The organism is Colwellia sp., from assembly GCF_013215345.1.
GTDB lineage: Bacteria > Pseudomonadota > Gammaproteobacteria > Enterobacterales > Alteromonadaceae > Colwellia.
In genome coordinates this window covers 1-15,737 of record NZ_JABSOV010000006.1, presented here as the reverse complement: position 1 = coordinate 15,737, position 15,737 = coordinate 1, and the positions used below count along the sequence as shown (strand labels likewise).

Sequence of the window (15,737 nt, the reverse complement as noted above, 5' to 3'; positions counted from 1 at the left end):
TAGAGATTAAATAGCCACTGATCATCAAAACCGCCATCAATACATATAACGAAATATGGGCATAATGTGCCGCTTTTACTTCGAACTTACTCGCAGATTTATCTGCATTTCTTGGTGTGATATTAACCACACGCCAGAAAATTCTTAACATCAAGGCAACGAATAGCGTTATACCAATGTTTTTATGTAAATCGAGCGAGCCTTTATACCAAGCATCGTAATACGTTAGCTCAACCATATAGAGTCCTAAACCGAATAAAGAAAATATTGTAATTGCCATAAGCCAGTGCAGTATTATGGCAACAAGACCGTAACTATTTTCGCTGTTCTTTAGTATGTTAGTGCTCATGCTGCTATCTCTTTTTTTTGGTGGTTTTTATATGGCTGCCAACGTCCTTATTAAGTTCTTAACGCTACTATAACCAACTAAAACCTATTAAAAAATATCAATAAATGCGAAACTGTTGTGCAAATATGCACAACTAATAATGTAAAGTGCCTAAGTATTAGTGAGGTTAGTGGGATAAGTAATGAAAGATATTTCCTGGGATGATTATAAAATAGCTTATCAAGTCGCCATTGACGGCAGCTTAAGCAAAGCGGGCATATCTCTTCGAATAAATCATGCCACAGTATTAAGACGGATAAACCAATTAGAGCAGGCGCTTGAAGTAAAACTATTTATTCGCCACCAACGTGGTTATAAACTTACCGATGCTGGCTGTGTGTTAATGGATGAAATGCCCGAAATGTTGGCAAATTTTTCCCGCTTAGAAAATAAACTGCAAAATGTTGAGGGGGATATTAGCGGCGAGCTTAGGATCACCACGGTCAGCTCTTTCTCTCCAGTAATCACCCCTAGCCTAAAAGCGTTTAGGGACGCATATCCAAAGATACGTCTTAAGCTAATTTCTACCGATGATATTGTGCCGCTAGACTCTGGTGCCGCCCATGTTTCTCTTCGCGCAGGTCCCTGTCCTACAGGCGGTGATATTATTGTCAAAAATTTAACCAAAATACGAACGGCTTATTACGCCACACAAGGTTATGTTGATGAATATGGTAAACCTAACTCAGCCAACGAGCTTAACCAGCATCAATGGGTGTTACCAACACCCGATAAATACCGTATTCCTTTTGTAAATTATGTTGTTGATAAAATAGATAAAAATAAAATAGTTTTTCAAAGTAACCACTTCCCCGATATTCACGAGGCCGTTATTGCGGGTATGGGCATAGGCCCTTTAGGTGAACATCAAGCAAAGTTGCATCCATCAATGGTGAAGGTAGATCTAGACATTGGCAATAAAGATGAGTCTATTTGGTTTGTTTATCATAAGGACTTAAAACACAGCGCTCGCATTCAGTGCTTTTATCAATTTTTAACTGCGGCACTATCTGGCAATAGCTTGCTGTATAAAATTTAGAAGCCAGGCCATGACTAATTTACCATCCACTTGTTGTGACAGAGAGTCAAGTCCCTGAGCGTAGTTTGTCTCAGCAATAATAGCTTTTCTACTTTGCATTATCGCCTTGCCATAAGTGCGACTAAATTCTGGATGCCCTTGTAAACCAATAAAGTGATGGCCCACTTGTATCATGGCATAAGGGCAAAAGTCATTACCCATTAACACCTCGGCTGCTGGTGGCAACTGACATATTTGCTCTTGATGACTGACCACGAGTTTGATTTGAGTTTTCTTGTGCTGCATCCAAGGTTTATTAGTGTGCACTTTCGTGGTCGCAATACCAACGCCCCAGCCTTTATCAGATTGAGCAACTTTTCCGCCCAAGGTTTTAGCAATGAGTTGATGACCAAAACACACGCCAACAAAGGGTTTATCGGCTAAAAACAGTTGCCAGACAAACCTCTCCAAAGCATTTACCCAAGGTAAGTCATCATTAACACTGGCTTTGCTACCGCTCGCCATATAAGCATCACAAACATCAATATTGTCTGGGAAGTGGCCATCGACAACACAGTAATAGTGCAGTTCTAAGGAGCTATCACATTGATATAACAACTGAGCAAACATATCTCGATAGTCGCCAAATTTTTGTTGAAGCGCAGCTTGGACATGATCACAAAGCAAAATACCTAACTTCATAATCATTACTCCTCAGCGTATATTTAATCTCGAATCAATATCAACTCTATATCAACTAAGACCAATTCAATACAGCCCAGTTCTCTTCTGCTCTATTTAAATAATAGCTAACTCGCTAACATTCACCCTGTACTGCTTTTTTGAAAATTTCACTGTATTGCTGAGCAGTAAGAACGATTGGATTTCCCGCGGCACAGGCATCATTAAAGGCCATAATGCCAATTTCTTCGGCTCTGCTGGCGTCAATATCTATTTCTTGTAATGAATGAGGAATCGCTAATTGAGACCTCAACGCTAAAATCCAGTTTAAAAAACCAGAAAAACTTTGCTGTTCAAACGCTAAGTAACGACTTAATCGATCGATTTTCTGTGTAATGGCCTGTTCATTTGCTTTGAGTACGTAAGGCATTAAGATGGCATTAAGTAAACCATGGTGACTATCATAAAGTGCACCCAGTGGATGTGCTAGGGCATGCATACCGCCTAGGCCCCGCTGAAAAGCAGTAGCACCCATAGTCGCTGCTGCCATCACCTGTGCTCGCGCCTCGAGATCATTACCATTAGCCGTTGCTCTAGGTAAATACTCCTTTATTAAGCGAATAGCCTCAATGGCAATACCTGCCGCCATAGGATGGAATGAAGGTGCACAATAAGCTTCCAGCGCGTGAGATAAAGCGTCCATGCCGGTTGCCGCCGTTAATCCTGCGGGTAAACCAAGGGTTAGTTGGGCATCTAAAATGACAATACTAGGTAACATTTTCGGGTGAAAAATAATACGTTTAATATGTGCTTGTTCATCGGTGATTACCGATGCTCGTCCTACTTCAGAGCCGGTACCTGATGTGGTTGGAATAGCAATGACTTTAGCCATTCTCTCTACATTTACTCGGTTAAAATTATCCCCTATATCTTCAAAGTCCCATAAGGGTCTGCTTTGACCCACCATTAAGGCCACTGCTTTGCCAGCATCTAACGCTGAGCCACCACCAAAGGCTATGATGCCATCGTGCTTACCTTGCAAAAAAGCACTAACACCATCCGTTATATTTTGCTCACACGGATTTGCTTTAATAGCAGAAAACACTTCACAAGGTATGCCTTGGTCAACAAGATCAACAACAACTTGTTTGACCATAGGCAATGCGGCTAATGCAGGGTCAGTGACAACCAACGGCGCATTCATACCAAGCTCTTTACATGCTAAAGCTAATTCATTAATACGGCCAATACCGGCACGAATCGAGGTAGGATAATGCCAGTTTCCATAAAAATCGCTTTGCTGAACTTGTCTTTGCTGAACCAGGCTTTTCTGACCTTGGCTATTTTCACTCACCAGCAACCTCCGACTCAGTGTTAGTCAACTTTATATGGAAAGATTTTGTTCTAGTCAACGCGGCATAACCAAAACTTGATAAGGTACAGCCGCGGCCAGAATCTTTAATCCCTGTCCATGGCAAAGCCGGGTCGAGGTAATCACAGCGATTAATAAAAAAAGTACCGACCTCTAATTGCTCACCCAGTGTTATGCCCTGTTTAATATCACGGGTAAATATTGCCGCCGTTAAACCAAAGGCTGAATCATTGATTAAGCTCACGGCTTCGTCGTCGTCACACACTTTCATAATACCGACCACAGGGCCAAAACTCTCATCCATCATCACCGACATATTGTGATTTACTTGAGTCAAAACTTGCGGTGCAAGATATGCGCTACCCGCTTTATTTAAGGGGAAAATATCCGGATTGATATGAGCTTTTGCGCCCGCATAAATAGCATCAGCTATTTGCTCTCGGACAAAGTCAGCATTATCGGCTTTCACCAAAGGGCCAAGTGTAGTAGAAAACTCATCTGATCGCCCTAGTTTATAGTCTTTCACTGAGCTTACTACTTGCTCAACAACATCATCATAGACATCACTGTGCACATAAATACGTTCAATAGCACAACAAGATTGACCCGAGTTAAAAAAAGCACCATCAACACAACTTGCCACTGCCTCCGCTATGTTGGCATCGGCTCGGATATAAGCAGCATCTTTACTGCCTAACTCCAAGCCAACACCAATAAAGCGGCCACTGGCAGCGCGCTCAACCATGTCACCGCCGGCTACTGAGCCAGTAAAAGCAACATAATTAACTAACGGCTGCTTAATTAGCTTTTCGGTATTGTCATGACTTAGATATAAATTTTGAAAGATGCCATCAGGCACACATAAAGAATGGCCAGCTTGGGTAAAAGCTTTAGCAAATTGCTCACCACATAGCGGTGTTTGCGCCGAATGTTTTAGCAGCACGGTATTGCCCGCCATAATGGCAGGCACGATAGAGTTAATCGCCGTTAAATACGGGTAATTCCACGGAGCAATAATAAATACCACACCCAAAGGTTCGCGCTTAATGTAGCAAATAAAACCCGCTTTATCGGCTAACTTTATATCTGTTAGGGAATTTTGTGCCTCGGTAATCATAAAGCGAGCGCGCTCTGCCATACCGGTGATTTCACCTTTACCATAACGAATGGGTCGTCCCATCATCCAGCATAACTGCTCCGCAATTTCATCGGACTTACTCAACAAAATATCAACCATGGCATGGCAATAAGCAGCTCGCTGTTCTAATGAACTTTGTCGCCATTTAATTTGCGCACTATGGGCAAGTTGCAAGGCTTGCTTAACTTCTACTTGAGTAGCCAATTCACGTTCAACATAAATGCTGTTATCAATAGGTGAACGTGTGACTTGAATATTGCTCATTATTTTCCTTACTTATACCAAGCTAGCGGTAAGTGATTTTTACTTAATCGATTTAAGTTTATAGAAGCTCAACTTATTTCATTTCAATTTATATAATCTCAACTTATTATTTCGACTTAAATTATTTTGACTTATATGATTTCAAAGTAACGACTAAGCTCCCAATCAGAGACATGTTTACGGTACTCTCGCTCTTCCCATTCACGACTGGCACTAAAATGCTCAACAAAATCATTACCAAACATCTCAATGGCCGCTTTTGATTGCTTAAGCTTAGTAGCCGCAGCAAATAATGTATTAGGCAAGGATAATTCAGCTGGGTGACTTTGTTGATAGGCATTACCTTTAATTTGCGCTAACGGCTCAAGTTGCTCTTCTATGCCTATTAAGCCCGAGGCAATGACCGCCGCTAAAGCTAAATAGGGATTAGCATCGGCGGCGCCCAGTCGATATTCAATACGTTGTGACTTGGCCGAGCCAGGAATGACCCTTAGAGCTGTGGTACGATTTTCTACTCCCCAAGTTGCATCAAGTGGCGCCCATAAGCCGGGAACCATACGACTATAGCTATTCACTGTTGGCGCAATCATGGCAATAAACTCAGGCATAAAGCGTTGTTGACCGGCAAGAAACTGTCGTTGTAAGTCACTCATACCATATTCATTGTCTTGCTGATAAAAAATCGAATTGCCCTGTGCATCTTTTAACGAGATATGAATATGACCACTTTGCCCTGGTAAATCAGCTGACCATTTAGCCATAAAAGTCGCCATTAAATTATTACGCTGCGCCCAAACCTTGATGAAAGTTTTAAATAGCGCAGCTTTATCCGCGGCATTTAAAGCTTCATCATGGGCTATGGCGGCTTCTAATACCCCAGGCCCCGTTTCGGTATGTAAACCCTCAAGAGGAAAGTCCATTTGCTGAGCAAGATCTAAAATTTGATGGTGTAAGTCGGCGTGCACCGAATTGCGAATCATCGAATAGCCAAAAAAATCCGGTGACAGTGGTATTAAGTTTTGATAGTTTTTTGCTCGAACAGACTCAGGTGTTTCATTAAAAACAAAAAACTCATATTCGAATGCGGCTATCACTTCAAAGCCTAGGGACTTTGCCCGTGCAAGTACTCGCTTTAAGGTATTACGTGGACAAATGGGCGCTGCGGTGTCACTAAACTCGGCGATAAACAGCAACATATCATCTTCAAAAGGTAAAGCTCGGCAGGTTTGTGGCAGAATACGAACCGGTGCGTCTGGGTAGCCGGTATGCCAACCGGTATATTTACTATTATCATAAAGCTGATCCTTACAATCCCAGCCCAAAACAACATCACAAAAAGCAAAGCCTGAATCTAGTGAAGAAAAGAATTTTTCTTTACTCATGTACTTACCACGCATAATGCCATCGATATCAAACAGGCCTACCTTCACATGGCTAAGGCCCCTTTGCTCAACAATTAACTTAGCGTCAGCAATAGTATTTACTTCCCTTGGCATTAACATACGCTATCCCTTTGTTGATGGTGTTGTATAGGCTTGATTACTCTAGAGATAATTTGTATCACTATACATAGAGTAAAGCGTAACAAAGGGAATTTTTCAAAGTACTGGCTTAATATAGTTGCCAAATATTATTGACAAATATTACTGGAAAATATGCATGATAAATATTCGTGGAGAATTTAGGAGCATTTAGTTGTTAAACTTAGTGGCTAAACTGAGCTGTAAAAGTAGACAAGTATTAGCTCAACAATAACTGTTGTGTTTCTTTTTCTGCACAGTTTTGTTTAGTGGCAACTGACTCGTAAGAAATCAATTAATGTACAGGCAATGTAATAAGTAATGTAGGAAGCAAAAAAATAAGCTTGCTACTTTTTCTCAAGTTTAAATTCACTCATTTCTTCATGTAATTCTTTCGAGGTAGTTTGTAAGTGATGCGTTGCTTCCGCAGCCCGCTCGATTTCCTGCTTATTCTCTTGCGAGGCGTCATTAACTTGGGTGATGTTATTATTTATTTCGTCGACCACACAATGTTGCTCTTCCGCGGCAGTAGCCACTTGGGTAGACATCTCATTAACACTACTAATCGCCTGATTTACATCTGCCATCAAAGCATTTGAGCGCTCAGAAAACTCTATGGTTTTGGCACTAAGTTCACGACTATGATCCATAGCCACCACAGCGTTATGAGCGCCGGTACGATATTGCTCAATCATTTGTTCAATTTCTGTGGTTGATTCTTGCGTACGTTGGGCTAAATTTCGCACTTCATCGGCAACGACTGCAAAACCTCGGCCTTGCTCCCCTGCTCTAGCGGCTTCTATCGCGGCATTTAGCGCTAACAGATTAGTTTGATCGGCAATGCCTTTAATAACTTCTAGTACTGATTCTATTTTTTCACTGTTCCTCTCTAACTTAGTAAGGGCTTCGCCACTGTCTGATAAACTTTCTACCAGTTGACTAATTTGCTCCATGGCTTGTAAATTTACCTGCTGACTTTGCTGTGAACTAGCTGAGGCAGCTTCTGTTAGTTCTAGGGTACTGGTAGTGTTTTTTGCCACTTCTTGTGCAGTTGAAGACAATTCATTAATCGCCGTAGCCACCAAATCAATTTGTTGAAATTGATTGGTTAAATTATCTTGCACCAGATTATTGGTTTGCGCTAATACTTCAGCAGTTGCCTGCACATCAATAGTAGAGTCATTGACCTTAGTTAAGATGGAACAAATGTTACCGCGCATTTTTTCCATATGTTCAAGCATTTGCCCTACTTCACCTGGCTCGTCTATTGCTACATGTTCATCGAAATTACCATGGGCAATATTTTCTAATGAGTTTACTGCTTTTTTCAAACCTGCTTGCACAGCAGTAATGACTAGCCAAGCGCTAACAATATTAACGAGTATACTCACTGCCACTGCAGCTATGGCGATAAACTCAAGGGCTATAGCCTCTTCATCTATGCTTATTACCGCCTCTTCGGTAAAGCGCTCAATTTCAGCTAAAACATCTTCAACATGTTTAGATAAAATTAACGCCTCTTGTTCAACGTTTTCACTTAACTGTTCAGCATGATGAAAATTCTTATTTACTAACTCAACAAAAATCTCTTCAACATGCTCTGCCCATCTATTATGCTGACTTTCTATTTGTTGCACTTCGTTTAACAGCTGAACAAATTCATCTATGACGATCTGCTCTTTAGCATGATTTCTTGCTTGTTCAATTGAGTATTCTATTGCTTTTAATTCACTGCTTATTTTGTCATTCAAACCATTAAAGTGCTCAACCGCATCACGAAAGTGTTTACTTGCTTTCGCCTCAGTATCCATGGTTAAAGCAAACCGAAAAGCCTGTTCAAAGTATATTTCTTGCTCTAACTGGTGCTCTGTTAAAACAGTCATGGCTTTAGTAATGGGAATATCTGTAGTAGCAACGGCTTCAATATGATGCTCAATGGTGATTAATTGCGATAGTATTATGACGGTCGCAACAAGCTGTACCGCAACGGCCATCACGACCATTGCGATAATTCGTTGCTTGATTGATAAATCAACTTGCATATTAATGACTCCTCACTACTTTTGAGAATATTTTTGCCCGTGAACTCGGTATTGTTAGTATAAATTTAAAGCCTAGAGTAAAAGTGTAGTTCATTTTTACTACAGATATATAAGCATTTAAACTTGCCTTCGGCAGCTTGTCAGGCAAGTGATAACGTCATAAGTTTTATTGATATAAGCGACTATAGCCACACAATCTTTACTTGTGCTTACTTCTCTGACAAGCTCTGAGTTAGGAGTAAATTGATTAGAATTGATGTTGTTAATGGTATTAAATAGGCTTTATCTATGAAACTGATGAACGTATTAAAGGAGATACATCAGGAAGTATCCCCTTTACTTGGACAAGGCAAGGTTGCTGAATATATTCCCGCATTAGCGAATGTTGATCCAATGCAATTTGGTATGGCGATCACCTTAAATGATGGCCAGTATTATGGTGTTGGCTCATACCAAACGCCCTTTTCTATTCAGAGTATTTCTAAAGTATTTAGCTATACCTTAGCGTTGCGTGCTTACCAAAATGGCTTGTATAAGCGAGTTTGGCGAGAGCCATCAGGTAACCCTTTCAATTCTTTAGTACAACTAGAATACGAAGCAGGTATCCCTCGTAACCCTTTTATTAACGCTGGTGCCATCGTAGTTTGTGATAGTTTGGTTTCTCATTTTGCTACCAATGAAAAAGCCTTTAATGAAATTTTAGCGTTTATTCATCAATGTAGCGGTGATAAAAGTATCGCCGTAGATGAAGTAGTATCAACGTCTGAAATGGAGCATGGTTATAGAAACATTGCTTTGGCAAGCTTGATGAAAAGCTTTGGTAATTTTGATAATGATGTCATCGAAGTATTGCAAACATACTTTAAACATTGCTCTATTGTGATGAATGCCCAGCAGCTATCTCGCTCTATGTTGTACTTAGCAAACGACGGTACAGATCCTATTACCAAGCAGCAGCTGATTAACTCTACCCAAGCAAAACGCATTAACTCATTAATGCTAACCTGCGGCCATTATGATGCTTCGGGTGATTTTGCTTTTCGTGTTGGTTTACCCGGTAAAAGTGGTGTTGGCGGCGGCATAGTCGCGGTTGTACCCGGGAAAATGGCTATTGCAGTTTACTCGCCAGCATTAAATGAATCAGGTAATTCATTAGTAGGTACTAAAGCACTCGAGCTCTTTACGACCAAAACTGGACTCTCTATATTTTAAACTGGGCCTGAATAGAGGGATCACCACCACGAGGACGGGTTATCTTTTGGTGATCAGCAGCTACTTTTATTTTATCCTCTACTACAGACATTTTAAGTAAGTCTTTTTATAACTTTGTAGCTTTGTAAGTAAAAGCTTTACTGATAATTCACCGTAATAAGGTAAGCAAGTATTTAAGTCGCTTTATGTTCAACTTTAATGCTTAAGTACTTTGATATTTAAAGAAATTAAGATAGATTCAATAGCGTAAAAGCAGACTTATATTACTGATAGCTTTACAGAATTAATGGTTAAATGGCCTGGAAACATATGCACCTAATATCACCAACAATACAGTACCAAGAAAGCTATATTGATTATACCCGTTACCAATCAAGATGCATGTTTCAGAGTGCTTGAGCAATTTCAATTCAAGGCGCTGTGATGAAATAATGGTTATTCAGGAGAATATGCTCCTGCATTCTCTAATAAGCTGCTTCCATACAGCGTCATTATAAGTCACAGCAACGATGAAGTGATGTGGCTCAAGCGCTTCTTCGATGGGTTTAAAATGACTTTATACCGCGTTAAATAATCAAAGCATAGAATGACTATGCTTAATTTATTATCCTTGCCTAAAGTCATTTTAATTCCCACTGAAATCCTGCACTTTGAATGGTAACGGGTATATAAAAGAATTAGGTGACGAAGAGCGTTATCCTTTCCCTCTAGATTTTGACTATGATGATTTCGTTGGGCTGATAGCTAAAATACAAGATTATGCTGCTGGTATAAATATTCCTCAAGATGCTGTGCCTAGCTCAACGTATTGGCTCATTAAAGACGAGGAAATTATTGGCGTAACAAACCTAAGACATTTTCTAAATGAGAAAATAGAGTTTTGCGGTGGCCATATTGGTTTAGGTGTCCGTCCTTCGCATAGAGGAACAGGTGTTGGTGACTTTCTCATGGCGAGTTCTATTGGCAAACTTAATGCAATGGGGGTAAAAGCATTCATATTCATTGTTATAAAAACAACTTTGCATCTTCCTGTATGATTATCGCTAATGGCGGTAAACTCGTTGCTGAGTTTACCGATAACGAGATGGTAATCCAAAGATATCTGGTAAACGACACTTAGCAATAAATAAGTACAACTGGATTGCTAACAATTAGACCAATCCGTATTAGAAAGTGATCGCTTAGCTCAACAATTTCAACCAACATATTTTTGTCCGCTATTAAAGGGCATTATAACTTCGAGGTATATTATGGCTGTAGCGCATGGTCAAAGCTCCATCTCAGTTGATGGCGATATTATTACCGTTAAAGCTGTTGGCGCGTTTAACCTTGAAGGAATTACCAAAACAATTGAACAACTCAAGTTATTCATTGAAGGCTTCGGTCAAAAAGAATTTAAATTACTGTTTGATTACACGGAAATAGACGGAGGGACTCCAGACGTTTTTGACAAAATTAATGAATGTAATATCTGGTTAAATAGTCAAAATATGGTTGCTAAAGCTGTAGTGATAAACTCATCGATACTTTTAGCAATTTTAGAAAGTAGAACTCCGGCAAGAAATTCACAAAATGCGCAAAGTTTTGACGATACAACGAGTGCAATTAATTGGCTTGCATCTCAGTGATAAAAAGCGATTAATTAAAGGACTTAATATAGTTGGCTTGCTAATGCTGGAGCCCAGTTAACACTTAACAATGAACTAAAAATTAAAAGAAATTAATAGATAAAGTTGCTTTTGCATTGCCATGTTTGTTGGAATAAATAGCACGTGTGCAGCTAATGATTTTCAGCGATTGATAGATACGTTAACGCAGTAAAAAATGAAGTGGGTTTACCTTCTGGCACGGCAATAGCCATTGTAAAAGATGGTAAAATTATTTATGAAGGCTATTTTGGTTATGCCGATATTAAAGGAAATAAAAAAGTAACGGCTAAAACGGCTTTTTATATTGCTTCGGTCACTAAACCTTTATTTGCCTTAGCTACCTTGTTAGTAGAAAACAATGGTGAGATTAAAGACCACACACCAATAGCTGATATGTTTCCGCAATTAAACTTCCCCTACATTGATAAAAGTAAGGTGCAAGTAAAGCATTTATTATCTCATAGCCATGCTTTAGCAAATCGTCCGTTAGAAGACAGTCTTGCCTATACCGGGCAACATAATAAAGCTCAAAGATATAAGTTAGCGGCGGCAACCACCCTTGATAGAAACACTCAACTGGGCGATTTTCAATACAGTAATCTAGGTTACAACCTTGTTAGCATTTGGCTTGAAGAGCATTTTAAACAAGATTGGCAACAAACCATTGCTGACTTGGTTTATCAACCATTAGCAATGAACCATACCTCGTCATATACCAGTATCGCCGCCAAGAGAGGCTTTGAAATTTCTCAACCTTACGGCTGGTATGCAGGCGATCCGAGTAATATTCTACCTTTTGTAAAAAGCGACATTACCATGCAAGCGGCTGGTGGCACCGTATCTTCAGCACGTGATATGGCGAAATTTTTAATCGCACAATTAAATCAAGGTCGTGTTGATGGTAAACAAATTTTTCCCGCTGAGGTCATTAAGAAGTCGCATCAACAATTAGCTGATTATGATGGTAAATGGCGAGACTTTAAACGCGAAGGTTATGCTTGGGGTTGGTACAAGGGTCCTTATAAAACAGAGAAAATGCTGCATCACTTTGGTGGTACTAAAGGAACTCATACTCATACATCATTTATGTTGGAGCGCAACATTGGTTTAGTGGTACTTAATAATGAGGAAGTGATTGCTAGCGGAATGACCAACGCCATCACAGATATTGCTTACAGTATTTTATTAAATAAAGGTGATGGCAACGCTATCGCTGATGCCCATATCAACAGCATGGAACAAAGCTGGGCTGCATTACAAAGGGATATTAAAGAGACAGCTATCAGTCACCAAAAGCGAAATGCGGCAAGAGTGATGAAACAGACGCAAGATAAAGTCAATTATTCTAGCGTATTTCATAACCCGTTATGGGGTGATTTGATTGTAGAACTGCTTAAAAGCAATGAACTAGAGTTCACCTTAGGAGAGCTTAAAGCGGTGGCAACCGCAGCAAAGCTACCTGATGAATTTCGAATACAGTTCCAAGTTGATAGTGGTCGAATTGCCTCTTACATTGTGGTTGACGGAAAATTAACGGCTATCGATATCATTGGCATTAACCCTCTCGCCATTGAGCGTTTTACCCGATTACAATAAATCTATCAACAAACTAGTAATACATTATTATAAAACATACGGTTAGTTGGCTGTAAGCGAACTAACCGTTATCAGTGTTAACCATTATCAATGAACAACGCATAAAAAATAAAGCACGCTATTACTTCAATGCTTCGCCGTAGAGCTCGCTAACAAAATCAAGAAATGCCTTCACTTTGGGGATTTTAGCGCGATGTTTTGGATAGAGCGCATAAACATCTAAGTCACTCATGCTCCAGTCAGGTAATATATTGACTAACGTACCTGCAGCAACTTCCTGACGACTCATATAATCAGGCAATACCGCAATACCTAAACCATCAACTATGGCTTGTTTGAGCATAGCAAAATCATCCACCAGTAATCTTGGTCGACAATCTAAGCTAAACGACTCGCCTTGTTTTGATAACAAATCTAATTTTAAATCGCTATTAATGGTCTTACTGAATGGATTCATTATCAGTAATTGATGCTCAGTTAATTGAGCTGCTTGTTCAGGCTTACTTTCTTCCGCTAAATAGGCTGGGCTAGCAAATAACTTTCGGGAAACTGTGCCGAGTTTTTTAGCGATTAACATAGAGTCATTTAACTGACCTATGCGAATGACTACATCAAAACCTTCTTCAATAAAATCAACTCGCCGATTGACTAAATTCAGTTGCACTTTCAGCTCTGGGTATTGGTGCATAAACCGACCTAGTGCAGGTCTTAAAATTTGTTGGCCGGTGGCAACCGATGCCCCTATTTTTAACTCACCGGTATAACTTTGGAAAAGTTCACAAACAGAGGCGGTGGCTAAATCGATCTCGGTGTGGATACGCTTGCAATGTTGCAAGTAACGGCGCCCGGCTTCGGTTAAATGCTGCGACCGCGTTGAGCGTTCTAATAAAGTGACACTTAGGTTTTGCTCTAAGCGCGATACTTTACGGCTAACATTCGCTTTCGGGGTACCTAGCCTATCTGCCGCAAGAGTAAAACTACCGGTTTCGACTACCGCCAAAAACACCATCATGTCATTTAAATCATGTTCCATAGCGTTTATCTCTTATCAGTTATTTCTTGTTAGTTAATGCCTAACAATTAAAGATTGTTGTTGATATTGAGATTATCTTATCAACTAACCAGTATTTATCAAACAATAAACAAGTCTTATTATTGTAACCACTGAAACAACTTAACAAAATCAACAAACTTTCTAGGGAGTAGCACATGCAAGTACTTAGCAAAAAGTCATTACCTTTAGGTGGCTTTGCCGGCTTAACCGAGCACAGATTAGTAACAGACCGTCGTGTTTTTGGTACACGTAAAGCGCCGAACACTTTTGATGGCATAGGCAATTTTGTCTACCTCGCTGATGCACAATTTAACCCGCACGGCGAAACGCATATGCATCCACATAAAGAGCTTGATGTTATTTCAATCATGATGTCAGGTCGAGTAAGTCATGAAGGCTCTTTAGAACACGGACAAAGTTTGAATGCCGGAGAAGTGCAAGTACAACGCGCTGGCGGTGAGGGTTTCTCACACAATGAGAAAAATCCTGATAACACCAAAAACCGCATGTTGCAGTTATGGGTATTACCTGAAGTAGCGGGACAACCCGCCGGTTATAAACATTACACCTTACCTGAATCAGGTGTTACTCGCATTTATGGAGGTAAGGAGAATGGAAGTAAAAAGCACGGAGGTTCACCAGGGCAAAAGCAAACATTTGCCAGTAAAACAACCATAGATATTGTCCGTTTAGCTCCGGGCGAGTCCATTAACTTTAGCGAAGAAATCTTAGCCTATGTCAGTAAAGGCACTGCTGAGTTTAGCGATGAAAACAATAGCTTTAACGCGGAAGATGGCGATTTAATTCGCAGCTTTAAAACTGACATTATCGCGACTAGCGAAGTAGAAATCGTTGTCGTGAGCCACGGTTAATAAACCAATAGATATCAAATAAAACAATAACGTAATTAATATATCTCTCAATAAAAAAACACAGGAATACATCATGAATAAATTTGCAGAAACTTTAACAATCGATAACGCCGTATTAGCTATGATAGATCATCAAACAGGCCTATTAGTAAGCTGTCGAGATCAAGACCCACATTTGATGACCGAAAACATTAAAGGTTTATGTGCCATGGCTAAAGCTGTTGATATGCCTACCGTGACCACTGCAAGTATGCCTGACGGTCCAAATGGTCCGATTATGCCAGAGATCATCGAAATATTAGGTGATAAAGTTATTGAACGTGCCGGTGAAATAAATGCTTGGAAGAGCCCTGAATTTAAACAAGCTATAGAAGCTACTGGCCGTAAGAAGATCATCATGGCAGGCTTAGTTACCGATGTTTGTTTGATGTTCCCTGCTATATCAGCGGTAGCTGAAGGTTATGATGTTTATGCTGTTGTTGATGCTTCAGGTACATGGAATAACGCGGTTGCCCAAGCATCTATTCATCGTATGACTCAAGCTGGCGTTAAAGTTGCTACTTGGGCCTCGGTACTCGCAGAAGTAATGGATGATTGGCGCAGTGAAAAAGGGTTGGAGCTAGGCGGTATTTTAGGTCAGCACACTAGCTATCGCTGGGTATATAATAGCTACTTACAAGCTAGCCAAGCTAGCCAAGCTAAGTAAGCAGTCAACCTTAGTAACTTTAGTAAAAATAAGTACTGGTCGAAGTATACTGTTCAAATCGTAAACATCGTCCAGTAGCTATTAGTTAAAAATTATTTAGTAAATAAATATTTAAGGAGAAACTTATGAAACCACCTAACAAACACTTGCTGGCAATTATTAACTATTTTGCTCTAGTGCCTTTAGTGTATTTTATTCCACAGTGGCTTAGCCCCTATTTACCCG

Annotated in this window: 14 protein-coding genes; 7 read left to right on the top strand and 7 right to left on the bottom strand. The window is 40.0% G+C overall.

Annotated elements, in window-relative coordinates; genetic code table 11:
- A partial coding sequence (locus HRT50_RS01310) for a cytochrome b/b6 domain-containing protein (protein WP_291610536.1) occupies positions 1-337 on the bottom strand: 337 nt, incomplete at its 3' end.
- Positions 338-530: 193 nt separating this feature from the next.
- On the opposite strand from HRT50_RS01310, the gene HRT50_RS01305 reads away from it, so the two are divergent.
- A complete protein-coding gene (locus HRT50_RS01305) occupies positions 531-1,427 on the top strand; it encodes a LysR family transcriptional regulator (RefSeq protein WP_291610532.1) in 897 nt (298 codons plus the stop codon).
- On the opposite strand, the gene HRT50_RS01300 is transcribed toward HRT50_RS01305, so the two are convergent.
- The 5 genes from HRT50_RS01300 to HRT50_RS01280 form a co-directional block, all read right to left on the bottom strand.
- Entirely contained in the window at positions 1,395-2,108 is a 714-nt protein-coding gene (locus tag HRT50_RS01300; RefSeq protein WP_291610530.1) for a GMP synthase, read from the bottom strand. The two genes, HRT50_RS01305 and HRT50_RS01300, sit on opposite strands and share 33 nt — an antisense overlap.
- A gap of 115 nt (positions 2,109-2,223) precedes the next feature.
- On the bottom strand, positions 2,224-3,441 hold the full coding sequence (locus tag HRT50_RS01295; protein ID WP_291610528.1) for an iron-containing alcohol dehydrogenase: 1,218 nt from the start codon (positions 3,439-3,441) through the stop codon (positions 2,224-2,226).
- The gene (locus HRT50_RS01290) at positions 3,434-4,861 is read right to left on the bottom strand and encodes an aldehyde dehydrogenase family protein (RefSeq protein ID WP_291610526.1); all 1,428 of its coding nucleotides are present in this window, start codon (positions 4,859-4,861) and stop codon (positions 3,434-3,436) included. Before HRT50_RS01290 ends, HRT50_RS01295 begins: the two co-directional genes overlap by 8 nt.
- A gap of 131 nt (positions 4,862-4,992) precedes the next feature.
- Positions 4,993-6,363: a glutamine synthetase family protein gene (locus HRT50_RS01285; protein ID WP_291610523.1), complete on the bottom strand. Its 1,371-nt coding sequence runs from the start codon at positions 6,361-6,363 to the stop codon at positions 4,993-4,995.
- 365 nt (positions 6,364-6,728) lie between these two features.
- The gene (locus HRT50_RS01280) at positions 6,729-8,423 is read right to left on the bottom strand and encodes a methyl-accepting chemotaxis protein (protein WP_291610521.1); all 1,695 of its coding nucleotides are present in this window, start codon (positions 8,421-8,423) and stop codon (positions 6,729-6,731) included.
- Positions 8,424-8,717: 294 nt separating this feature from the next.
- On the opposite strand from HRT50_RS01280, the gene HRT50_RS01275 reads away from it, so the two are divergent.
- From HRT50_RS01275 to HRT50_RS01260, 4 genes are all read left to right on the top strand, one after another.
- Entirely contained in the window at positions 8,718-9,635 is a 918-nt protein-coding gene (locus HRT50_RS01275) for a glutaminase (protein ID WP_291610534.1), read from the top strand.
- A 650-nt stretch (positions 9,636-10,285) separates the two neighbouring features.
- On the top strand, positions 10,286-10,672 hold the full coding sequence (locus HRT50_RS01270; protein ID WP_291610519.1) for a GNAT family N-acetyltransferase: 387 nt from the start codon (positions 10,286-10,288) through the stop codon (positions 10,670-10,672).
- Between the two features lie 213 nt (positions 10,673-10,885).
- Positions 10,886-11,263 (top strand): hypothetical protein, encoded by a 378-nt coding sequence (locus HRT50_RS01265; protein ID WP_291610517.1) that lies wholly within the window; start codon positions 10,886-10,888, stop codon positions 11,261-11,263.
- A gap of 201 nt (positions 11,264-11,464) precedes the next feature.
- Entirely contained in the window at positions 11,465-12,880 is a 1,416-nt protein-coding gene (locus HRT50_RS01260) for a serine hydrolase (protein WP_291610515.1), read from the top strand.
- A gap of 121 nt (positions 12,881-13,001) precedes the next feature.
- On the opposite strand, the gene HRT50_RS01255 is transcribed toward HRT50_RS01260, so the two are convergent.
- The gene (locus HRT50_RS01255; RefSeq protein ID WP_291610513.1) at positions 13,002-13,913 is read right to left on the bottom strand and encodes a LysR family transcriptional regulator; all 912 of its coding nucleotides are present in this window, start codon (positions 13,911-13,913) and stop codon (positions 13,002-13,004) included.
- 176 nt (positions 13,914-14,089) lie between these two features.
- Between HRT50_RS01255 and HRT50_RS01250 the strand changes: the two genes are divergently transcribed.
- Both HRT50_RS01250 and HRT50_RS01245 read left to right on the top strand, forming a co-directional pair.
- Positions 14,090-14,806: a pirin family protein gene (locus tag HRT50_RS01250; RefSeq protein WP_291610510.1), complete on the top strand. Its 717-nt coding sequence runs from the start codon at positions 14,090-14,092 to the stop codon at positions 14,804-14,806.
- A 73-nt stretch (positions 14,807-14,879) separates the two neighbouring features.
- Positions 14,880-15,512 carry an isochorismatase family protein gene (locus HRT50_RS01245; RefSeq protein ID WP_291610508.1) on the top strand — a complete coding sequence of 211 codons (633 nt, stop codon included), beginning with the start codon at positions 14,880-14,882 and terminating at the stop codon, positions 15,510-15,512.
- Positions 15,513-15,737 lie beyond the last annotated feature (225 nt).